General features: G+C 72.9%; 21 protein-coding genes. 11 read left to right on the forward strand and 10 right to left on the reverse strand.

Annotation, left to right across the window (positions count from 1 at the left end):
- Nucleotides 1-59 precede the first annotated feature (59 nt).
- From ABZU43_RS29590 to ABZU43_RS29600, 3 genes are all read right to left on the reverse strand, one after another.
- Entirely contained in the window at nucleotides 60-1,577 is a 1,518-nt protein-coding gene (locus ABZU43_RS29590; RefSeq protein ID WP_355009686.1) for a PH domain-containing protein, read from the reverse strand.
- A gap of 43 nt (nucleotides 1,578-1,620) precedes the next feature.
- On the reverse strand, nucleotides 1,621-2,130 hold the full coding sequence (locus ABZU43_RS29595) for a PH domain-containing protein (RefSeq protein WP_355009731.1): 510 nt from the start codon (nucleotides 2,128-2,130) through the stop codon (nucleotides 1,621-1,623).
- 266 nt (nucleotides 2,131-2,396) lie between these two features.
- On the reverse strand, nucleotides 2,397-2,624 hold the full coding sequence (locus ABZU43_RS29600) for a hypothetical protein (protein ID WP_355009687.1): 228 nt from the start codon (nucleotides 2,622-2,624) through the stop codon (nucleotides 2,397-2,399).
- Between the two features lie 240 nt (nucleotides 2,625-2,864).
- Here ABZU43_RS29600 and ABZU43_RS29605 point away from each other — a divergent pair, with 240 nt between their 5' ends.
- Genes ABZU43_RS29605 through ABZU43_RS29615 form a run of 3 tightly spaced genes read left to right on the forward strand, consistent with a single transcriptional unit; the run spans nucleotide 2,865 to nucleotide 5,889 of the window.
- Nucleotides 2,865-3,962: a MoxR family ATPase gene (locus ABZU43_RS29605; RefSeq protein WP_196924350.1), complete on the forward strand. Its 1,098-nt coding sequence runs from the start codon at nucleotides 2,865-2,867 to the stop codon at nucleotides 3,960-3,962.
- A complete protein-coding gene (locus tag ABZU43_RS29610) occupies nucleotides 3,941-4,942 on the forward strand; it encodes a DUF58 domain-containing protein (protein ID WP_355009732.1) in 1,002 nt (333 codons plus the stop codon). The genes ABZU43_RS29605 and ABZU43_RS29610 overlap by 22 nt, the downstream gene beginning before the upstream one ends.
- Nucleotides 4,939-5,889, forward strand: a complete 951-nt coding sequence (locus ABZU43_RS29615) for a VWA domain-containing protein (protein ID WP_238682141.1) — start codon at nucleotides 4,939-4,941, stop codon at nucleotides 5,887-5,889. Before ABZU43_RS29610 ends, ABZU43_RS29615 begins: the two co-directional genes overlap by 4 nt.
- A gap of 75 nt (nucleotides 5,890-5,964) precedes the next feature.
- Here ABZU43_RS29615 and ABZU43_RS29620 read toward each other — a convergent pair whose 3' ends face one another.
- The 5 genes from ABZU43_RS29620 to ABZU43_RS29640 form a co-directional block, all read right to left on the reverse strand.
- Nucleotides 5,965-6,180 (reverse strand): hypothetical protein, encoded by a 216-nt coding sequence (locus ABZU43_RS29620; RefSeq protein WP_196925116.1) that lies wholly within the window; start codon nucleotides 6,178-6,180, stop codon nucleotides 5,965-5,967.
- Between the two features lie 62 nt (nucleotides 6,181-6,242).
- Nucleotides 6,243-7,511 carry an acyltransferase family protein gene (locus ABZU43_RS29625; RefSeq protein WP_355009688.1) on the reverse strand — a complete coding sequence of 423 codons (1,269 nt, stop codon included), beginning with the start codon at nucleotides 7,509-7,511 and terminating at the stop codon, nucleotides 6,243-6,245.
- Nucleotides 7,508-8,413 carry an alpha/beta hydrolase gene (locus ABZU43_RS29630; RefSeq protein WP_355009689.1) on the reverse strand — a complete coding sequence of 302 codons (906 nt, stop codon included), beginning with the start codon at nucleotides 8,411-8,413 and terminating at the stop codon, nucleotides 7,508-7,510. Before ABZU43_RS29630 ends, ABZU43_RS29625 begins: the two co-directional genes overlap by 4 nt.
- A 99-nt stretch (nucleotides 8,414-8,512) precedes the next feature.
- Nucleotides 8,513-9,175 (reverse strand): response regulator transcription factor, encoded by a 663-nt coding sequence (locus ABZU43_RS29635; RefSeq protein WP_355009690.1) that lies wholly within the window; start codon nucleotides 9,173-9,175, stop codon nucleotides 8,513-8,515.
- Entirely contained in the window at nucleotides 9,172-10,401 is a 1,230-nt protein-coding gene (locus ABZU43_RS29640; RefSeq protein WP_355009691.1) for a histidine kinase, read from the reverse strand. Before ABZU43_RS29640 ends, ABZU43_RS29635 begins: the two co-directional genes overlap by 4 nt.
- 154 nt (nucleotides 10,402-10,555) lie before the next feature.
- Between ABZU43_RS29640 and fabG the strand changes: the two genes are divergently transcribed.
- From fabG to ABZU43_RS29660, 4 genes are all read left to right on the forward strand, one after another.
- Nucleotides 10,556-11,260, forward strand: coding sequence for a 3-oxoacyl-ACP reductase FabG (gene fabG / locus ABZU43_RS29645; protein ID WP_355009692.1), 705 nt, complete (start codon nucleotides 10,556-10,558; stop codon nucleotides 11,258-11,260).
- A 27-nt stretch (nucleotides 11,261-11,287) separates the two neighbouring features.
- Complete coding sequence (fabI, locus tag ABZU43_RS29650; RefSeq protein ID WP_088949179.1) at nucleotides 11,288-12,055, forward strand: enoyl-ACP reductase FabI; 768 nt, start codon at nucleotides 11,288-11,290, stop codon at nucleotides 12,053-12,055.
- A gap of 99 nt (nucleotides 12,056-12,154) precedes the next feature.
- Nucleotides 12,155-13,183, forward strand: coding sequence for a ferrochelatase (locus tag ABZU43_RS29655; RefSeq protein WP_355009693.1), 1,029 nt, complete (start codon nucleotides 12,155-12,157; stop codon nucleotides 13,181-13,183).
- 15 nt (nucleotides 13,184-13,198) lie between these two features.
- Nucleotides 13,199-13,978 (forward strand): HAD-IIA family hydrolase, encoded by a 780-nt coding sequence (locus tag ABZU43_RS29660; RefSeq protein WP_091403868.1) that lies wholly within the window; start codon nucleotides 13,199-13,201, stop codon nucleotides 13,976-13,978.
- Between the two features lie 35 nt (nucleotides 13,979-14,013).
- Here ABZU43_RS29660 and ABZU43_RS29665 read toward each other — a convergent pair whose 3' ends face one another.
- Nucleotides 14,014-14,808 (reverse strand): hypothetical protein, encoded by a 795-nt coding sequence (locus ABZU43_RS29665; RefSeq protein WP_355009694.1) that lies wholly within the window; start codon nucleotides 14,806-14,808, stop codon nucleotides 14,014-14,016.
- A 320-nt stretch (nucleotides 14,809-15,128) separates the two neighbouring features.
- Here ABZU43_RS29665 and ABZU43_RS29670 point away from each other — a divergent pair, with 320 nt between their 5' ends.
- Complete coding sequence (locus tag ABZU43_RS29670; RefSeq protein ID WP_355009695.1) at nucleotides 15,129-15,941, forward strand: DUF3097 domain-containing protein; 813 nt, start codon at nucleotides 15,129-15,131, stop codon at nucleotides 15,939-15,941.
- Nucleotides 15,942-15,963: 22 nt separating this feature from the next.
- Here ABZU43_RS29670 and ABZU43_RS29675 read toward each other — a convergent pair whose 3' ends face one another.
- A complete protein-coding gene (locus ABZU43_RS29675) occupies nucleotides 15,964-17,265 on the reverse strand; it encodes a serine hydrolase domain-containing protein (protein WP_355009696.1) in 1,302 nt (433 codons plus the stop codon).
- 107 nt (nucleotides 17,266-17,372) lie between these two features.
- On the opposite strand from ABZU43_RS29675, the gene ABZU43_RS29680 reads away from it, so the two are divergent.
- The 3 genes from ABZU43_RS29680 to ABZU43_RS29690 all read left to right on the forward strand — a co-directional run bounded on the left by ABZU43_RS29680 (nucleotide 17,373) and on the right by ABZU43_RS29690 (nucleotide 19,920).
- A complete protein-coding gene (locus ABZU43_RS29680) occupies nucleotides 17,373-17,846 on the forward strand; it encodes an NfeD family protein (protein WP_355009697.1) in 474 nt (157 codons plus the stop codon).
- A 4-nt stretch (nucleotides 17,847-17,850) separates the two neighbouring features.
- Nucleotides 17,851-18,957: an SPFH domain-containing protein gene (locus ABZU43_RS29685; protein WP_355009698.1), complete on the forward strand. Its 1,107-nt coding sequence runs from the start codon at nucleotides 17,851-17,853 to the stop codon at nucleotides 18,955-18,957.
- 195 nt (nucleotides 18,958-19,152) lie between these two features.
- A complete protein-coding gene (locus tag ABZU43_RS29690) occupies nucleotides 19,153-19,920 on the forward strand; it encodes a hypothetical protein (RefSeq protein WP_355009699.1) in 768 nt (255 codons plus the stop codon).
- Nucleotides 19,921-20,137: the final 217 nt, after the last annotated feature.

The raw sequence follows: 20,137 nt of genomic DNA on the forward strand, positions 1-20,137 counted from the left end.
CATGATCACCGCGAGGGGAGAGGGTCGGGCCAGGCGGTCACGGGGGGAGGGGGTGGGGGTCAGGGTTGGGGGGTGGTGCGGGCCTGGTGGGCTCTTGTCGTCAGGTCGGCTGCCAGGGCCCAGGCTTCGGCCAGGTCGCGGTCCTGGGCAGTGGCGCCGGAGCCGCCTGCGGTGTCCGCGTGCACGGTGGCCAACCCGAGACGGCGCTGGATAGGCCCCTGGACCACCCGCACGCTCTGGATCCGGGCGTACGGCACGATCACCAGTTGCCGGGTGAGCCGCCCCGACCGGGTGGCGAACACCCGCTCGAACAGCCCCGCGCCGAACGCGGCACGGCCCAGCGGGTGCAGCCAACGGGTCCGGCGCGGCGGCGGGCTCAGCGGGAGAGCGTCGAGGCGTACCCCGGGAAGCACCTCGGCGACGATCATCGTCGCCGTCGGCAGGTCGCCGACCGGCAGCAGACGGTCGGGCCGGTTACGGTCGTCGGCCTCCGCGACGGAGTAACCGGCCACCTCCAGCCGCAGCCGCAGCCAGCCCTTCACCCGCCACAACAGTGGCCAGGTGGCCCGCACTGTCTGCACCCGCTCCAGCGGCACGGTCTGCGCCCGTGTCTCCAGCAGGCCGTTGTGCACCCGCAGCGTGCCGCCGTCGCGGGCCAGCCGGAAGTTCCAGTCGTCGAGGACGCGGCGGATCGGTTGCAGCAGCACACCCGCCATCGCGGTCAGGGTGCTCGCCACCGCGACGAACGACCACGAACCGGCGGTGAGGAACTGCACCCCGACGAAGGCCACACCGAACGGGAGCAGGAACGCCTGGGGAGTGAGCAGTTGGCTGATCAGCAGGTTCTGGTTGCTCACCGCGTGCAGTGGCCGGCCCGGTACGGCCGCCGGGGGCGCCGTCGCACCCGGGGCCACCGGGGCCGCCGCGTCGCCGGGTACGGGCTGCTGCGCCACCCGCCCGGCCAGCACCAGCAGCCGTTCGCGCAGCACTGCCGCGTCGACCACCCCGAGGTACGCCAGTGGCGCCTCGGTCTTGCCTCCGCCGACCACCTCCAGGCGCAGCTCGGCCAGGCCGGTGAGCTGGGCGAGCAGCGGCCGGACCACCTCGACGGCCTGCAACCGTTCCAACGGGATGGCCCGGGTACGCCGCCAGAGCAGCCCCTCGTACACCCGTAGTTCCCGGCCGACGACGTGGTAGCCGGTGTTGTACCAGCTGATCACCGACAGCACTGTCGCGCCGAGCGCCAGCACCGCCACCATGGCGGCGAACCAGCCGAAGCCCACCCGCGACAGCGTCGACCAGGACAGCCCGGCGATCACCACGACCAGGGACTTGGCGCCGTGCAGCACCGGGCTGAGCGGGTGCAGTCGTTGCCGGGGTTCGCCCTCGCCACCGCCCGGTGGTGCCGGCCACGGCGCGGGAGCCCCGGGCGGCACCGGCCCATCAGGTGCCGCGCCAGGCGGCACCCGTCCAGGCGGTGTCGCGCCATCAGGAGCCGTGCCAGCGGGCAGCAACGGCCCCGGTGGTGTCGGGCCGGTGGGCGGCACGGTGCTCGGTTCGGCGGGCCCGTCGCTCATCGGAGCGGCCCTCGGTGTGGTCTGCGGCTGCCCGCGCGGGTGCTCACAGCCCCTCCGCCCGATCCTCGCCGAGCGCGGTGAGTCGATCGCGCAGCCGGGACGCCTCCGCCGGGCGCAGCCCGGGCACCCGGGCGTCGCTCGCCGCCGCCGCCGTGTGCAGCTGCACGGTGGCCAGGTCGAAGGCGCGCTCCAACGGCCCGGCGCTCACGTCGACGAACTGCATCCGCGAGTACGGCACGATGGAGAGTCGGCGCACCAGCAGCCCGTGCCGGACCAGCAGGTCGTTCTCCCGCTCGGCGTACCCCCAGGCCCGGACCGCGCGGACGATCGCGATGGCCCGCCACGCGCCGAGCACCAGCACGACGGCCACGGCGAGCCCGAACAACCAGTGGCCGCTGAACGCCCAGGCGACCCCGGTGACCGCCAGCCCGATGGCGACCACGATCGCCAGCCGGATCAGCTCCACCCAGATCAGGTCGGTGGAGATCGGCTGCCAGTTGACAGTGTCCGGCCAGGGCTCCAGCGGACCCCGGCCCCCCGGCACGGCCGTCATCAGCGCGCCGGAGTCGGGCGGCAGGAGGCCGGGAGGCGGCAGGTCGGGTGGGCGCTGGTCGGCGGCGGGCGCCGGCCGGTGACCGGGTGGCAGCGCACCCGGTGGCAGCGGGGCGGGCGTCGAGACATCCGGCGCGGTGGGCTCCGGGCCGAGCGTGCCGGGTGCGGGGAACGCGCCGGGCGGCGGGTCGACGCCGGGTGGTGCGGTGGCCGGGGTGGGCGGCCAGGACGGGGAGGTGGGGCCGGGGGAAGCCGGAGGGTCGCCGCTCACACGTCGAGCGTAGGCGATCCGGGCACCGGAGTGACGGCACGCAGGAAGCCTCGAGCGTCGAGGAAGTCACCGAGGCTGGCCCGGTGCCCATCGCAGGCCAACCAGGTCTTGCGCCGATCGGCGTCGTGCAGGCGGGGATTGTTCCACTCCAGCGCCCAGACGGCGACGGTCCGGCAGCCCCGGGCCGAACAGATCAGGGCGTCGGCGGGGGAGGGGGTGCTCATCCCGGCCAGTCTAGGGCGGCGGGACGGAAGCTTGAGCGCCGGGCGACCACGGGGGGAGCCGCCCGGCGACGGGGTGAATCGTACACGCGGCAGGCCGGTGTGTGCACACCCGAGATGCGCGAATCGGCTGCCGGGGACGGCGCGCCCGAAATCGGCTTCTCCCTCCCTCGACACTCAGCAAGGCGTGCGAGTCTTGATACCGCACGAGCCGCGACGACCGACAAACGCTGTGGAGGACCGGTGGCCCAGCCGACCATGCCCGACGCCCCGACGCCGAACGGAGCGGCACCCGCCCCGGTGACCACACCAGCGCAGGACGCCACTCTGCTGGAGAAGGGCCTGTTCGAGATCAAACGTGTGATCGTCGGGCAGGACCGGATGGTGGAGCGGATGTTCGTCGCGCTGCTCGCCCGAGGTCACTGCCTGCTCGAAGGCGTGCCCGGGGTGGCCAAGACCCTGGCGGTGGAGACCCTCGCCAAGGTCGTCGGTGGGTCTTTCGCCCGGGTCCAGTTCACCCCGGATCTGGTGCCCGCCGACATCATGGGCACCCGGATCTACCGGCAGTCGAGCGAGAAGTTCGACGTCGAGTTGGGGCCGGTCTTCGTCAATTTCCTGCTCGCTGACGAAATCAACCGTGCGCCGGCGAAGGTGCAGTCCGCGCTGCTGGAGGTGATGAGCGAGCGGCAGGTGTCCATCGGTGGGGAGAGCCACCGGGTTCCCGACCCGTTCCTGGTGATGGCCACCCAGAACCCGATCGAGCAGGAGGGCGTCTACCCGCTGCCGGAGGCGCAGCGGGACCGGTTCCTCATGAAGATCGTGGTGGGCTACCCGACCGACGCGGAGGAACGGGAGATCGTCTACCGGATGGGCGTGGCCGCGCCCGAGCCGACCGCGGTGTTCGACACCCCGGAGCTGATCGCCCTGCAACGCAAGGCGGACCAGGTCTTCGTCCACAACGCCCTGGTCGACTACGCGGTCCGGTTGGTGCTGGCCACCCGGGCCCCGGCCGAGCACGGCATGCCGGACGTCGCTCAACTGATCCAGTACGGGGCCAGCCCGCGTGCCTCGCTGGGTCTGGTCCGGGCCACGCGTGCCCTGGCGTTGCTGCGCGGGCGTGACTACGCGCTGCCGCAGGACGTGCAGGACATCGCGCCCGACATCCTGCGGCACCGGTTGGTGCTCAGCTACGACGCGCTCGCCGACGACGTACCCGCCGACCACATCGTGCAGCGGGTGATGTCGACGATTCCGCTCCCGGCGGTCGCTCCCCGGCAGCAGGCCACCCCGCCGTCGATCGCGCCGCCGCCGGGCGCTGGCTGGCCCGGGCAGCGCCCGTGACCTCACCCACCCCTCGTCCGGCCCCCCTGGCCGACCGTAGTGAAGCCGTGCTGTCCCGGCTTCAGCTGCTCGTCACCCGCAAGCTCGACGGTCTGCTCCAGGGCGACTACGCCGGCCTGCTGCCCGGACCGGGCAGTGAGGCGGGTGAGTCCCGGGAGTACCGCCCCGGCGACGACGTACGCCGGATGGACTGGCCGGTCACGGCCCGGACCACCACACCGCACGTGCGGCGTACGGTCGCCGACCGGGAGCTGGAGACCTGGCTCGCGCTGGACCTCTCCGCCAGCCTGGACTTCGGGACCGGGCAGTGGCTCAAACGGGAGGTGGTGGTGGCCGCCGCGGCTGCCATCACCCACCTGACCGTGCGCGGGGGTAACCGGATCGGCGCCGTGATCGGCACCGGTGGCGGAGTGTCCGCCCCGGTCCGACGCTGGCGTGGCGTACCACCGCCGGCCGGGCCCGGGGTGCTCACCCGGCTGCCGGCCCGCTCCGGGCGCAAGGAGGCGCAGGGCCTGCTGCGTGCCGTCGCCGGCACCGCCATCCAGCCCGGCCGTGGTGATCTGGGCGCCCTGATCGAGATGCTCAACCGTCCGCCCCGCCGTCGTGGGGTGGCCGTGGTGGTCTCGGACTTCCTCGCGCCGGCCGAGCAGTGGGCGCGGCCGATGCGCAAGCTGCGCGTCCGCCACGACGTGCTGGCGATCGAGGTGGTCGACCCGCGTGAGCTGGAGTTGCCCGACGTGGGCGTGTTGCCGGTGGTCGACCCGGAGAGCGGCGAGCTGCACGAGGTGCAGACCGCCGACCCGCGGCTGCGGCAGCGCTACGCCGAGGCCGCCACCGCCCAACGGGCCACGATCGCCGCTGCCCTGCGCGGCGCCGGCGCGGCCCACCTGCGTCTGCGTACCGACCGAGACTGGCTGCTGGACATGGTGCGATTCGTGGCCGCGCAGCGGCACGCGCGTACCCGGGGGACGACACGATGATCCGTTTTCTGCAACCGTGGTGGCTGTTGGCCGTGCTGCCGGTCTTCGCCCTCGCCGCGTTCTACGTCTGGCGGCAGTTGCACCGCCGGGCGTACGCGATGCGGTTCACCAATGTGGACCTGCTGCGTACCGTCGCGCCGAAGGGCCTGGGCTGGCGTCGGCACGTCCCGGCGACCGCCTTCCTGCTCTGCCTGCTGGTGCTGGCCACCGCGCTGGCCCGTCCCGCTGTGGACACCAAGGAACCGCTGGAGCGGGCCACGGTGATGCTCGCCATCGACGTGTCGTTGTCGATGCAGGCCGACGACGTGGCGCCGAACCGGCTGGAGGCGGCCCAGGAGGCGGCCAAGCAGTTCGTCAGTGAGCTGCCGGAGAGCTACAACCTGGGCCTCGTGTCGTTCGCCAAGGCGGCCAACGTGCTGGTGCCGCCGGGCAAGGACCGGGACGCGGTGACCAGCGCCATCGACGGGCTGGTGCTGGCTGAGGCGACCGCGACCGGCGAGGCGGTGTTCACCTGCCTGGAGGCGATCCGGTCGGTGCCGGCCGATGGCGCGGCGGGTATTCCGCCGGCCCGGATCGTGCTGCTCTCCGACGGTTTCCGGACCTCCGGTCGGGCGGTGGAGGAGGCGGCGGCGGCCGCGCAGGCCGCAAACGTTCCGGTCTCCACCATCGCCTTCGGCACCGACACCGGTCAGGTCGACATCGGCGGGCAGTTGCAGCGGGTGCCGGTGGACCGGATGGCCCTCGCCGAGCTGGCCGAGACCACCGAGGGTTACTTCTACGAGGCGGCCTCGGTGAGCGAGTTGAAGCAGGTCTATCAGGACATGGGCAGCTCGATCGGGTTCCGCACCGAGCCGCGTGAGGTGACCCAGTGGTACGCCGGGGTGGCGTTGCTGTTGGCGCTCTGCGCGGGCGCGTTCAGTCTGCTGTGGTCGTCCCGGATGCTGTGAACGGCTGCGCCGGCGGCGGTCGACGATCGCCGCCGGCACCAGCACCAGGCAGCGCGAGCTGCCGGGCCGGAGCGGTCAGTGACCGCCACCGGCGAGCACGAAGACGATGGCCACCCAGACGGCGGCGAGGGTGAAGCCCAGCGGGGCGACGTAGCGGCTCATGACGGCTCCGGGTGGCGGCTGGACGGTCCGCGTGCGGGGGCGGACCGCAGGGGGTGGGGACGCGCACACGAAGTCGTGACCGGGCGGCTCCCGGCGACCGCCCGGGATCGGGCGGCGCGGCACACTCACCTCGGCAGTTGCCGACGCGGTGGGGAGCGGAGCGGGGTCAGCTCACCAGACTGAGTCGTGGCTCAGCGGGACTGACCATCGGCCCGGCCACGACTGGGAGGATCGCTATCTCGCACAGCGATCACCTCCTGCAAGTCGGGCGGGCCGGAACGTCGATGATCGTACACCTGCGGTACCGACGGAACGCACTCGGCCGACCGGTCGGCCGCCCCTCCACCGCCCGGTTGGCGACGCCACCCGCCACCAGCGCGTACGCCCCGCCGAAACGACCTCGGCTGACCCACCCGCACCACGGTGACCAGCACCACGGCGAGCAACGGCAGCCAGCAGCAGCGCGCCAGCACCCACCCCGGGCCGTCCGGGGCGGTGTGCAGACCGGGCAGGGCCAGCCCGCCGCGGGCGGTGAGCGCGGTCACCGCCACCAGTACCGGCTGGTGCCACAGGTAGATCCGGACGGCGGACCGGTTCACCTCGGTCACCGCCCGGCCCGGCAGCGGTCGCGTCAGCAGCCGCTGCAGTGCCGGCCGGGCGAGCAGCCCCAGCCCGACCTGGGTCACCGCCAACGCCACGACCAGCAGCGACGGCGGGTTCAGGTTGGACACCCCGGCCCCGGGTACGCCGACCGCGCTCACCGGGTAGCCCAGCGCCACCAGCGCCGCCAGCGCGACAGCCCCACCGGCCGCCAACGTGCCGCCCGCCCGCCGGCCATCCAGCCGCCCGTCGGCGTGCGCCACTCCCAGCAGGTACGGCACCGACCAGGCCGCCAGCACGGTGACCGGGGGCAGGTCGGTGCCGGACGGCAGCAGCCGGACGGCCAGGTCGACCGCTGCGACCACGGTCACCGCCGGCGCTGCGCACCGGGCCACCCCCCACCGGCGTACGGCGACGCGCAGCGGACCGGTCACCACGACCAGGATCACCAGCGGTAGCAGGAACCACAGCGGGCTGACCGCCAGCCGCAGCGCGACGGCGAGCGTGTCGTCCGAGGTGCCGACGACGGTCGCGGCGAGCAGCACGGCGGCCCCCACACCGAGAAGCGCCACGGTGGGCAGCAGCAGCCGCCGCCGCAGCCGACCGGCCACCCAACCGCCCGCGCCGCCCGGGTGACGGGCCAGCGACCGGGTCGAGCCGAACCCGGCGGTGAAGAAGAACAAACCGAGCGTCTGCAACACCCACGTCATCGGGGCCAGGTCGGGCAGGGCGGTCAGCGGACTGGCCTGGTGCAGCCCGCCGTCGCCGGTCAGCACCAACCCGGTGACCAGCCAGTGCCCGAGCACGACCCCGCCGATGGCGTACGCCCGCAAGGCGTCGACGGCACGGTCCCGGCTCACCGGGCGTCCCCGATCCCGTCGGTGTCGACGCCGCCCAGCACGACCGCCGCCACCGCGACCAGCGTGGCGCTGCCCGGCGCGAGGTAGCCGTCGTGCCCCGCCACCCCACCCACCGGCAGGGGCCGGGCACCGAACGCCGGATCGCCGGGTCGCCGGCCGAAACCCAGGCCGGGCAGCCGCACCGGCGGTACCCGACGGATCCAGTCGGTCGGCGACTCGGCCGCCCAGAACCGCCGCCCGCCGGGCAGGTCGTCGGCGCGCTGCACCCCGGCGCCGACGCCGCTGAGGCTGACCACGTCGGTGACCTGGGCCGGGGCCTCCGCCGCCGCCAGCGACACCACCAGCGCCCCGTAGCTGTGCCCGACCAGGGTGATCGTCGCCGCCGGACGGCGTCCGGCCAGTTCTCTGAGCAGCGTGCCCAGCCCGGCCGCGCCGTGCCGCGCGCTGACGCCACCGGCGGCCGTCAGGACCCCGTCGGGCGGGTCGTAGCCGAGCCAGGCCAGCACCGCGACCCGCGCCGCCGGGTCGAGCGCCCGCAGCTCCCGGTAGAGCTGCCCGGCCTGCACCGCCGGCGCCCGCCGGGCCACCCCGCCCAACCCCCTGTCGAAGTCGGCGAGGGTGCTGCCGACCCCCGGCACCAGCACCGCGATCCGGTCCGCGTCGGCGAGGTCGCCGAAAACCTCTACCGCGCGGCCGTCACCGCGCTCGTCGAACAGCAGGAACCGGCGTCCGTCGGCCGCCCAGTCCGCGTACGGGGGGCCGGCCGCGCGCATCGCCGCCGCCGTCACGGGGTACGCCTCGACGAACCCCACCGTCGTGGCCGGCTCGGGTCGGGTCGGTAGAACCAGGTTCACGCCGAGCAGCGCGGCCATCGCCACCCGGCTGGCACCTCGTCGTCGCATCACGGTCTCCCTCCGGAATGTCATCCGGAGGGAGACTGCGCCCAGGGGCGGGGCCCGGTCGTCGTCCCGCAGAGCCGTTTCCGGGCTGGCTCCACAGGGCTACTCGCCGGCGGCCACCAGACCCGTCTCGTACGCCAGCACCACTGCCTGGACCCGGTCGCGCAGACCCAGCTTGGCCAGGATCCGCCCGACGTGCGTCTTCACCGTCTGCTCGGCCACCACCAGGTCACCCGCGATCTCCGCGTTGTTGCGGCCCCGGGCGATCAACCGCAGCACCTCGGTCTCGCGCGGGGTGAGCCCGGCCAGGTCGGTGGGGCGCGGGCCGCGGCGGTCCGGACGGGCCGCGAACTCGGCGATCAGCCGACGGGTCACCCCCGGGGCGAGCAGCGCGTCCCCGGCCGCCACCACCCGCACCGCCTGCACCAGGTCGGCCGCCGGGGCGTCCTTGAGCAGGAACCCGCTGGCCCCGGCGCGCAGCGCCTCGTACACGTAGTCGTCCAGGTCGAAGGTGGTGAGGATGAGCACCCGGGGCCGCTGCGTCGACCGGTCACCGAGCAGCTTGCGGGTGGCCTCCAGCCCGTCCATGACCGGCATCCGCACGTCCATCAGCACCACGTCCGGGTCGAGGTGGCGGGTGGCGGCCACTGCCTGCGCGCCGTCGGCGGCGTCCCCCACCACCAGCAGATCCGGTTGGGCGGCGAGCAGCGCGCCGAAACCCTGCCGGACCATCGCCTGGTCGTCGGCGATCAGCACCCGGATCATCGGTCCCCGCCCTCCGCGTCGTACGGCAACTCGGCCGCCACCGCGTAACCCCCGTCGGGCAGCGGCCCGGCGGTGAACGTACCGCCCAGCGAGGTGGCCCGCTCCCGCATGCCGGTCAGCCCGTGCCCGGAGCCACCGTCATCGGTCGGTCGGACGTCGGCCGGGGAGTTTTCGACGCGTACCCCCAGACCGGACGGACCGGTGCGGACGGTGACCCGCACCGCGGCGCGGGCAGCGTGGCGGGCCGCGTTGGCCAGGCCCTCCTGCACGATGCGGTACGCGGCCAGCCCGACCGGCGCGGGCACCCGGTCGTCGTCCACCGACTCGGCGTCCAGGGTCACCGGCAGCCCGGCCCGGCGTGCCGCGTCCACCATCGCGCCCAGGTCGGTGAGGTCCGGCTGCGGCGCGGTCTGCGGCCCGCTCGTCTCGCTGCGCAGCACCCCCAACAGTCGCCGCATGTCGGTCAGCGCGTCACGGGCCGACGCGGCGATGGCGACGAACTCCGCGGCTGCCGGGGCCGGCACGTCCGTCAGCCGGTACGGGGCGGTCTCCGCCTGCACCGCGATCAGCGACATGTGGTGGGCCACCACGTCGTGCAGCTCCCGGGCGATGCGGGTGCGTTCCTCCAGCACCGCCCGACGTTCCTGCTCGCGTTCGCTCAGCTCGGTCTGCGCGACCAGCGCCCGCCGGGACAGCCGGTTGCGCCGGATGAGGTCGCCAGCGATCGCCAGCGCGCCGAGCAGCAGCAGGACCGGGACCCGGTTGTCGGGGTGGACCAGGGTGAACACCGGCACCGTGCTGATCGCCACCACCCAGGCCAGCACCGGGCGGTCGACCCGTGCGACGACCACCGCCGCCACCGCGATCGACCCGAGTGCCAGCGGCGGGGTCCACGGCCAGGCCTGGTCGGCCGGGGCGTTGAACGTGCAGATCAGCAGGGCCAGCACCGTCAGCCGCCAGGCCAGCAGCGGACGCCGGGGCAGCGCCAGCAGCGGCGCCACCGTCATCGCCGCGAACAGGAGCGCGATCGGCGGCGGCAGGCCCCAGTCGCTCTCCACCGTCAACGTGATCAGGAAGAGGCCGAGCGCGGCGAGCAGGCCGACCGGCGCGGCGTACGGCGCCAGCCGGGGCCACCGGGCCAGCAGCGGCCGTTCGGGCCGGACGTCCGGGCCGAGAACTGTCTGCCGCAGGGCCCGTAGGGCCACCGCGATCGGATGCCGGTTCACCACCCGGAGGCTACGGGCCGACCCCGCCACGAGGCGTGCCACCAGGGGTTGATCCCGGTGTCGTACCCCAGTGTGACGCGACTCCCGTTAGCGCTTACCTGCCGGTAACGCCTAGGCTCCGACGCGTCCGTGCTGACCATCGCAAGGGGGAACAGTGGCTCGCACCGTGCTGGTGACCGGGGGCAACCGGGGGATCGGCCTGGCCATCGCGCAGGCCTTCGCCAAGCAGGGCGACCGGGTGGCGGTCACCCACCGCAGCGGCGAGGCGCCTGAAGGGCTGTTCGGCGTCCGCGCCGACGTCACCGACGCCGCCTCGATCGACGCCGCTTTTGCCGCCGTCGAGGCCGAGCTGGGGCCGGTCGAGGTGCTGGTCGCCAACGCCGGCATGACCGCCGACACGCTGCTGCTGCGGATGACCGAGGAGCAGTTCACCGACGTGGTGGACACCAACCTCACCGGCGCGTTCCGGGTCGCGAAGCGGGCCTCCGGCAAGATGCTCCGCGCCAAGTGGGGTCGCATGATCTTCATCTCCTCGGTGGTCGGCCTCGCCGGCGGCGCCGGGCAGGTCAATTACGCCGCCAGCAAGGCCGGCCTCGTCGGCGTCGCCCGCTCGATCACCCGGGAGCTGGGCAGCCGCAACATCACCGCGAACGTGGTGGCGCCCGGCTTCATCGACACCGACATGACCGCCGGCCTCACCGACGACCGCAAGGCGGAGATCCTCAAGTCCATCCCGGCCGGCCGGATGGCCAGCCCGGACGAGGTCGCCGACGTGGTCACCTGGCTGGCGTCCGACAGCGCCGGGTACGTCTCCGGCGCCGTCATCCCGGTCGACGGCGGCCTCGGCATGGGCCACTAACCCTTTTGACTACGGAGGAAATCAGCGATGTCCGGACTGCTCGCCGGTAAGCGGCTGCTCGTCACCGGTGTCATCACCGACGCCTCGATCGCCTTCTCGGTGGCGAAGCTCGCCCAGGAGAACGGCGCGCAGGTCGTGCTCACCGGCTACGGCCGGCTCTCCCTGGTCGAGCGGATCGCCAAGCGGCTGCCCGAGCCGGCACCGGTCATCGAGGTGGACGTCACCAACACCGAACACCTGGCCGGCCTCGCCGACCGGGTACGCGAGCACGTCGACGGCCTCGACGGTGTCGTGCACTCGATCGGCTTCGCCCCGCAGAGCTGCCTGGGTGGCGGCTTCCTCGACGCGCCCTGGGAGGACGTGGCGACCGCCCTGCACGTCTCCACCTTCTCGTACAAGTCGCTCGCCATGGCGGCGCTGCCGCTGATGTCGCCCGGCGGCGCGGTGGTCGGCCTGACCTTCGACGCGACGAAGGCGTGGCCGGTCTACGACTGGATGGGCGTGGCCAAGGCCGGCCTGGAGTCGGCGTCGCGCTACCTGGCGATGCACCTGGGCAAGCAGGGCATCCGCAGCAACCTTGTCGCCGCCGGGCCGCTGCGGACCATCGCCGCCAAGTCGATCCCCGGCTTCGACCAGTTCGAGGACGCCTGGGCTGAGCGGGCCCCGCTGGGCTGGAGCCTCACCGACCAGGAGCCCGCGGCCAAGGCCTGCCTGGCGCTGCTCTCCGACTGGTTCCCGGCCACCACCGGCGAGATCGTCCACGTCGACGGCGGCTACCACGCCATCGGTTCCTGACGCTCCCCGCGACGCCCACTGGTCGCCGTCCGCGTGATCTACGCGTCCGGACCAGGGGGCGTCGCCGTGGCGTCCCGGCCGAGGGGCAAGAATGACCCCATGTCGTACGACGCGCTGGTGCTGGTGTCCTTCGGCGGGCCCGAACGGCCCGAGGACGTGATGCCGTTTCTGCAGAACGTGACCCGGGGCCGGGGTGTGCCTCCCGAACGACTGGTCGAGGTCGCCGAGCACTACCAGCACTTCGGTGGGGTGTCCCCGATCAACCAGCAGTGCCGGGACCTCCTGGCCGCCGTCCGCGCCGACTTCGCCGCGCACGGTGTCGACCTGCCCATCTACTGGGGCAACCGCAACTGGGATCCGATGCTCGCCGACACCGTGACCCAGATGCGCGACGACGGGGTCACCCGGGCACTGGCCTTCGTCACCAGCGCGTACGGCGGCTACTCCTCCTGCCGGCAGTACCAGGAGGACATCGCCGCCGCGCGTGCCGCCGTCGGCCCGGACGCCCCGGTGATCGAGAAGCTGCGACAGTTCTGGGACCACCCCGGCTTCGTCGAGCCGCACGTCGACGCGGTCCGGGCGGCGTTGAGCCAGCTCGACCCGGCGTTGCGGGACACCACCCGGCTGGTCTTCACCGCCCACTCCATCCCCAACTCGATGGCGGCCAACGCCGGCCCGCACGGCGGCCGGTACGAGGCTCAGCTGCACGAGACCGCCCGGCTCGTCGCCGCGGCCGCCGCACCCGACCTGGGGTACGACCTGGTCTGGCAGAGCCGCTCCGGCCCGCCGCAGGTCCCGTGGCTGGAACCGGACATCAACGACCACCTGGCCGCCCTCGCGCAGGGCGGCACCACCGGTGTGGTGGTCAGCCCGATCGGGTTCGTCTCCGATCACCTGGAGGTCGTGTGGGACCTGGACACCGAAGCGCTGGAGACGGCGAAGCAGCTCGGCCTGGACTTCGTCCGGGCCGGTACGCCGGGCACCGACCCGCGTTTCGTGACCATGGTGCGTGAGCTGGTCACCGAGCGGACCGACCCGGACGGCGCGCAGCTGCGCCGACGCCTGGGCGAGCTGCCGATGTGGGACACCTGCGCCACCGTCTGTTGCGTGCCGACCCGTCGCCCCTGACCTCTGAGGATCATCATGCATGACCGTAAGCCCGTGCAGAGTTGGCTGACCGACATGGACGGCGTGCTGGTGCACGAGGGCCAGCCGGTGCCCGGCGCGCCGGAGTTCATCAACCGGATGCGCGCCTCCGGCAAGCCGTTCCTGGTGCTGACCAACAACTCGATCTACACCCCGCGGGACCTGACGGCCCGGCTCAGCCGGATGGGGCTGGACGTGCCGGAGGAGTCGATCTGGTCCTCCGCCCTGGCCACCGGCCAGTTCCTCGCCGACCAGCGCCCGGGTGGCACCGCGTACGTCATCGGTGAGGCCGGGCTGACCACGGCGCTGCACGCCGTCGGCTACGTGCTGACCGATTTCGCCCCCGACTACGTGGTGCTCGGCGAGACCCGCACCTACAGCTTCGAGGCGATCACCAAGGCCGTCCGCCTGATCAACGACGGCGCCCGGTTCATCTGCACCAACCCCGACGTGACCGGCCCGTCCGTGGAGGGCGCACTACCCGCCGCCGGCTCGGTCGCCGCCATGATCTCCAAGGCGACCGGGGTCGAGCCGTACTTCGTCGGCAAGCCCAACCCGATGATGATGCGCTCGGCGCTCAACACCATCAACGCCCACTCGGAGAGCACCGCGATGATCGGTGACCGGATGGACACCGACATCCTGTGCGGCCTGGAGGCTGGGCTGGAGACCATCCTGGTGCTCACCGGGATCAGCAGCCGCACCGAGGCGGAGCGTTACCCGTACCGCCCGTCGCGGATCATCAACTCGGTCGCGGACCTGCTCGACGAGATCTGACCTGCCCCGGTCTTGCTGTCTGGTGCCGGCGCTGGTCAGGGGCGCAGGGGGGCGTTGCAGGCGGCCACCAGCGCCTGCCGGCAGGCTGCGGTCAGGGGGCGAAGTGCCGCGTCCCGCTGCTGCGCCTCGTAGTTGTTGATCGCGCCGCCCGGGGCGGCGTGCCCGGCCAACGCCAGCACCCGGTCGAGCACCGCGGCCCGGGCGAAGAGTCGGCGGGCCCGCGGGTCGAAGCCCGGTGGGAGGTCGGTGGTGCCGTCCGGGCGGCGGAGCGCGGCCAGCGCACCGGCCAACTCGGGCCGCCACTGGGCGACGTCGAGGCGGGTCAGCACGGCTGTCGTCTCGGCCAGCGCGGTGGCCAACTCGGCCTCCGCCTCGGCGGCGCCAGGCAACGAGAGTGACGCGGCGGGGGCGTTGGCGGGCAGCGGGTAGACCCGCCACAGCACCGTCTCGAAACAGTCTCCCGAGCCGGAGGTGTGCGAGCGGACCTCCGGGATCAACCCCAGCCCGCCGGCGACCACCGCCTCACCCGTGACCAGCGCCGCACCGGCGAAGTCACCGGGGCCGGGCAGACCCCTCGGGTCGCCCGGCGCGGGCAGCACCAGGCGGATCTCGTCCGGGGAGAGCTTGGCCAGGGTGGGCAGCGCGGCACCCAGCGGGACGTCGGTCCAGGTGCCCGGGGCGTCCGCAACGAGGTGTTCCTCGTCGCCGGCGATGGCGTCGGCGACCTCGTCGAAGGGCACCAACCCGGCGCGCCACGCGCGCACCCAGGCAACGAACCGGCTGGACCGGCGCGGCGCGAGTGTGACCGCGCCCGTTGCGGGGGTGGACATGCCGAAAGGGTACGTGGTCACGACCGGCCCTGTCTCGGCTGCCGCTCCGGTCGCCCGGCCTGCCCCCAACTGCCCTGTTCGCCCCGATCCCCGCTCCGGCCCGCCCCTGTCTCCGCGCCCCGGGTCGCGTCGATCATGCAGTGGTGGTGGGTGACAGGCACCGGTTGTAGCCGTTTCGTGGAGCACCACAACTGCATGATCGACAGCGGTGGGGGGTGGCTGACGTGGAGGGGTGGGGGGTGGAGGGTGGGGGTGGGGGGCGGGGGCGGGGCGGTGTGTCGGGGGTGGGGTGGGAGCGGGCTGGGTCTAGCGTGATCGACATGGCGGGGCGATACGGCGAGGACGTGTTGGCGGGCGACTGGCGACGGCGCAAGGTCACCCCCGAGGTGGACGCCGAACCGGATCTCGTGGTCGAGGATGCCGACTCCGGGTTCTGTGGAGCGGTGGTGGGCTTCGAGGCCGGCGCGGTGGTGTTGGAGGACCGGCACGGTAAACGGCGCAACTTCCCGCTGCTGCCGGCGGCGTTTCTGCTCGACGGCCGCCCGGTGACGCTGCGCCGCCCCACCCGTGCGCCGGTTCCGGCGGCCCGTCGACGCACCCCGTCCGGTTCGGTGGCGGTGGACAACGTCCGCGCCCAGGTGGCCAAGGCCAGCCGGATCTGGGTGGAGGGCATCCACGACGCCGCGCTGGTCGAGCGGATCTGGGGCGACGACCTACGGATCGAGGGTGTGGTGGTCGAGCCGCTGGACGGCATCGATGCCCTCGACGCCGACGTACGCGACTTCGGCCCCGGCCCGACCCGGCGACTCGGCGTGCTCGTCGACCACCTCGTGCCGGGCAGCAAGGAGAGCCGGATCGTGGCCCGGGTGAACTCGCCCTACGTGCTGGTGACCGGCCACCCGTACGTGGACGTCTGGCAGGCGGTCAAACCGGCGGCGTTGGGTATCGCGGCGTGGCCGGTCGTGCCGCCGGGGCGGCCGTGGAAGGAGGGGGTCTGCGCGGCCCTCGGGGTGGCCGAGCCGGCCGACATGTGGCGGCACATCCTGTCCAGGGTGAACAGCTTCGCCGACGTGGAGACCCCTCTGATCAACGCCATGGAACGGCTCATCGACTTCGTCACCGAGCCGGCCTGACCGCCCGACCCCCGGCGGCCGGTCAGGGAACCTCGTCCGGGCTGCGCGTGAAGACGAACGTGGCGATGTCGACTGCCAGCGCCCGTCCGCTGTCGTCGCGCAGCACCGACAGGATCTCGCCGTTCTCCGGGCCGGAACGTCCCCGCCAGCGGTCCGTCCCCTCGGCGGTGAACCGGCTCACCCGCTCACCGCGTACGTGGGCCACCAGGTCACCCGCGTCCCAGCTCAGGTCCAGCGAGGTGCCCATCCACCACCAGCGACCGGTCAGCTCGGCCGACCCCGCGTCGGGTGCGGCGGTGGCGGGCCGCCACGGCTGCGGAAGCGCCGGCTCGGCGTCCAGCACCATGGTCAGCAGCTGACGGCCGAGCCCGGTGATCGGGAAGCCGTACGAGTTGGCGAAGCCGACCACGGCGGTGCGGCTGGGTCGGTGCACCATGAGGGCGGCCACGTACCCGGGCATCGAGCCGCCGTGCCCGACGTACACCCGCTCGCCGTCGCGGTAGAGCTCCAGCCCCAGGCCGTGCCCGCCGGTCCAGGAGTCGAGGTCGCTGATCACCACGGGGGCGCACATCTCGGTCAGCGTCTCGGCGGCCAGCACCGACGGGTCGGGGTCGGCCAGGAATGCGGCCCAGCGGCCGAGGTCCTCGATCGTCGACCAGAGCTGCCCGGCGGGGGCCATGGCGCCGGTGTCGGTACGGGGTTCCTCGCGCAGGGTGCCGTGCCAGGGGTGGACGACGTAGCCGGGGGCGTACGGCTCGGTGGCCGCGTAGGTGGTGCGGCGCAGGCCCAGCGGGCCGAACACCCTTTCGTCGAGCAGGTCGGCCCACCGCATTCCGGTGAGCCGTTCGAGCACGCCACCGAGGAGCCCGTAGGCCAGGTTGGAGTAGTGGTAGGCGGTGTGCGGCGGGTAGGCGATCTTGTCGGCGTTGAGGCCGTCGAGCAGCCTGGCCAGGTCGGCGCCCGCGCTCCGCTCCCACCAGTCGCCCTCGGGTTCGCGTTGCATGCCGCTGGCGTGCCCGAGCAGCTGACGCACTGTGAGCGCGCCCGCCGCGGTGCCGGGCAGGTGCCGGTCCAGCGGGTCGTCGAGGGAGAGCTGGCCAGCGTCACGCAACTGCATGATCAAGGTGGCGGTCATCGTCTTGCTGATCGAGCCGACCCGGTACTGCAGGTCGGCGTCCGGGCGGGGGTGCTCGCCGGCGGTGGCGAGGTGGACCAGCGTGCCGTCGCGGACCACGCCCAGCACCAGTGACGGGGTACGTCCGTCGATCTGCGCCTGGGCGACCTGGGTGTCGATCTGCCGGGCGGTCGCGGGCAGCAGGGTCAAGGAATCTCCTCGTTCGGCCGGTGAATGCGGTGGACGGCGCTCGTGTCGCCGAGCCTACTGATCATCACGGGTGGGCTGCTCGTGCATTAACGTGTCACCCTTGCGGTGTGGACGCCGTGGTGTGGATCGTTTTGGGTGTGGTGCTGGCCGTCGCCGAGATTTTCACGACGACGCTATTTCTGATCATGTTCGGGGTCGGTGCGTTCGCCGCCGCCGGTGCGGCCGCACTGGGTGCGCCGGTCGCGGTGCAGGCACTGGTGTTCGCTGTGGTGTCGGCGTTGAGCCTGGTGGTGGTCCGACCGGTCATCCGGCGGCACAGCCGCTCCGCGCTGGAGAGCGGCGAGCAGCCGTTCGGCGTGGAGGCGATCGAGGGCTCCACGGCACTGGTGTTGGAACGAGTGGACGCCGAGCACGGCCTGGTCAAGATCGACGGTGAGTTGTGGACCGCCCGGTCGTACGACACGACGCAGACTTTCGAGCCCGGTGAACGGGTTCGGGTGATAAAGGTCCGGGGCGCGACAGCCCTGGTCTGGCAGGACGATGTTTCTTCCGCCGGCGAATTGCCGGAAGCGAGAGGGTGAACCGATGACGGTCATAGGTGTGCTGATCATCGCGGTGGCGTTGATCGCCGTGATAACGCTGGCCAAGGCGGTGCGGATCGTGCCGCAGCAACGCCAGGACGTGGTGGAACGGCTCGGCAAGTACAAGCGCACCCTCAACCCCGGCCTCAACCTGCTGGTGCCGTTCATCGACGCGGTGCGTACCAAGGTCGACATGCGGGAGCAGGTGGTCAGCTTCCCGCCGCAGCCGGTGATCACCTCGGACAACCTGGTGGTCTCGATCGACACGGTTCTCTACTTCAAGGTGGTCGACTCGGTCCGGGCGACCTACGAGATCTCCAGCTTCCTTCAGGCCATCGAGCAGTTGACCGTCACCACGCTGCGTAACGTGATCGGCTCGCTCGATCTGGAGCGGGCGCTCACCAGCCGGGACGAGATCAACAGGCACCTCTCGGGTGTGCTGGACGAGACCACCGGCCGCTGGGGCATCAAGGTGACCCGGGTCGAGATCAAGGCGATCGAGCCGCCGGCCAGCATCCGCGACTCCATGGAGAAGCAGATGCGCGCCGAGCGGGACCGCCGTGCGGCGATCCTCACCGCCGAGGGGCACAAGCAGTCGGTGATCCTCACCGCCGAGGGTGACAAGCAGTCCGCGGTGCTGCGTGCGGACGGTGACCGGCAGGCCCGGATCCTGCAGGCCGAGGGTCAGGCGAAGGCCATCCGGACCGTGTTCGACGCGATCCACCAGGCCAACCCGAGTCAGAAGGTGCTCGCCTACCAGTACCTGCAGGCCCTGCCGCAGATCGCCCAGGGCAGCGCCAACAAGGTCTGGATCGTCCCGGCCGAGCTGACCAAGGCCCTGGAGGGCATGGGTGGCGCGCTGGGCGGGCTGAGCCAGATGGTGGGGGACCTTCCCGCACCGGAGGCAGCCGAGCACGCGAGCCAGGTCGAGCGGGAGGCCGCGGCGGCGGCGCAGGCGGCGGCGGACGCTGCCCAGCAGATCCACGACGAGGTACGCGTCGCCGAGGCGCAGGCCACCGGCGGCAACAAGCCGCAGGGGCTGCCCGCGCCGGAGCCGGTGTCGCCGGCCAGCCTCGTCGAGGACCCGGCCGACCAGCGCGAACGCGGCTGATCTCCTACGCCGGCCACCTGGCCGGTAAGGGTCTGTGTCAAAGCCTCGACCGAGGCTTTGACACATGGCCTTAATACGAAAAAGACTCATGGGGCGCTCCGACGCCTGCCACGATCGGTCCTAGGACGGGTGGTGACCAGGCAATCGGGGCGCCCCGGCGCGTCCCGCACCGCTCGTCGGCGAGCGAGGTGACGTATGAAGGATCCGGCGAATCGGATGTGGTCCTCGGCCCCGGTGCCCGGCGCGCACGACCCGGTCGCCCCGCTGGGCTCCCGGCGCAGCGGTGGTGGGTTCGGCGTACTGCCCTTCGTCGGCGAGCCGACCCCGGGCGCCCCCGCCACGAACGCCAGTTGGGCCTGGTCGTTGCGTCGGTTCGCGCGGGCGGCGGTCTGGCTGCTGCCTGCGTACGCCATCCTCTACGGCGCGGTGGCGATGGCCAGCGACGGAGGGGTGGGCAACGACCCCTATCCGGCCGACGGCCGAGCGGTCTACCTGATCGGCTGGGTGGCCGCGGTCTGGCTCGGCCTGCTCGCGTTGCTGGCCCTCACCGGGCTGCTGGCCGCGACCCGCAGCCGCCGGGTGGCCGCCGCCGGGTTGCTGGTCAGCATCGCCGGCACCGTGCTGATGCTGCCATTCGCCGGGTTCGAGGAGCAGACACCGGTCTTCGGTGCCACCGCGCGGTCGCTGGTCCTGCTCGGCGCGACGTTCTACAGCGCGGGCTGGTTCCTCACCGGGTGGGCGGTGGCCCGCTCGGGCACCTTCAGCCTCGGCGACGGCGTCATGCTGATCATCGCCGCGCCGCTGCTCGGCCTCGGCGGCGCCCTGATCGGCTCGTTGCAGACCTTCGGCGCGATCTTCGTGCTGATCGCCGGCATCGGCATCGGCTACCGCTCCGGCCGCCTGATGCCCCGCGAAACCGCCAGAGACGCCGCCAGCGCCAGCCTGAGCACCCCAAACCCCTAACCCCACCCGCCCGGGTCCCGCCCCGCGCCGGTTGCCCCGCGCCCGTTGATCATGAAGTTATTGCGCTCGCCCTCGGCGTGTCCCGGCAATAACTTCATGATCAACGAGTGTCGGCCGCCCGGCCCGCGCGCTCGGGGCGGGGGTGCGGGGTTGGGGCTTGGGGTGGGGATTGGCTGGTGGGGGGCCGTGAAGTTGCTGACAATCTGGCTGTGGGGGT

Origin of the sequence: Micromonospora sp. NPDC005205, assembly GCF_040608275.1 — a bacterium.
Lineage (GTDB): Bacteria > Actinomycetota > Actinomycetes > Mycobacteriales > Micromonosporaceae > Micromonospora.

What these genes read in the sequence shown, in the direction of transcription:
- ABZU43_RS29590 (WP_355009686.1), bottom strand. Translation starts at nt 1,577, where the DNA reads ATGAGCGACGGGCCCGCCGAACCGAGCACCGTGCCGCCCACCGGCCCG.
- ABZU43_RS29595 (WP_355009731.1), bottom strand. Translation starts at nt 2,130, where the DNA reads ATGACGGCCGTGCCGGGGGGCCGGGGTCCGCTGGAGCCCTGGCCGGAC.
- ABZU43_RS29600 (WP_355009687.1), bottom strand. Translation starts at nt 2,624, where the DNA reads ATGAGCACCCCCTCCCCCGCCGACGCCCTGATCTGTTCGGCCCGGGGC.
- ABZU43_RS29615 (WP_238682141.1), top strand. Translation starts at nt 4,939, where the DNA reads ATGATCCGTTTTCTGCAACCGTGGTGGCTGTTGGCCGTGCTGCCGGTC.
- ABZU43_RS29630 (WP_355009689.1), bottom strand. Translation starts at nt 8,413, where the DNA reads ATGCGACGACGAGGTGCCAGCCGGGTGGCGATGGCCGCGCTGCTCGGC.
- ABZU43_RS29635 (WP_355009690.1), bottom strand. Translation starts at nt 9,175, where the DNA reads ATGATCCGGGTGCTGATCGCCGACGACCAGGCGATGGTCCGGCAGGGT.
- fabI (WP_088949179.1), top strand. Translation starts at nt 11,288, where the DNA reads ATGTCCGGACTGCTCGCCGGTAAGCGGCTGCTCGTCACCGGTGTCATC.
- ABZU43_RS29655 (WP_355009693.1), top strand. Translation starts at nt 12,155, where the DNA reads ATGTCGTACGACGCGCTGGTGCTGGTGTCCTTCGGCGGGCCCGAACGG.
- ABZU43_RS29660 (WP_091403868.1), top strand. Translation starts at nt 13,199, where the DNA reads ATGCATGACCGTAAGCCCGTGCAGAGTTGGCTGACCGACATGGACGGC.
- ABZU43_RS29665 (WP_355009694.1), bottom strand. Translation starts at nt 14,808, where the DNA reads ATGTCCACCCCCGCAACGGGCGCGGTCACACTCGCGCCGCGCCGGTCC.
- ABZU43_RS29670 (WP_355009695.1), top strand. Translation starts at nt 15,129, where the DNA reads ATGGCGGGGCGATACGGCGAGGACGTGTTGGCGGGCGACTGGCGACGG.
- ABZU43_RS29685 (WP_355009698.1), top strand. Translation starts at nt 17,851, where the DNA reads ATGACGGTCATAGGTGTGCTGATCATCGCGGTGGCGTTGATCGCCGTG.
- ABZU43_RS29690 (WP_355009699.1), top strand. Translation starts at nt 19,153, where the DNA reads ATGAAGGATCCGGCGAATCGGATGTGGTCCTCGGCCCCGGTGCCCGGC.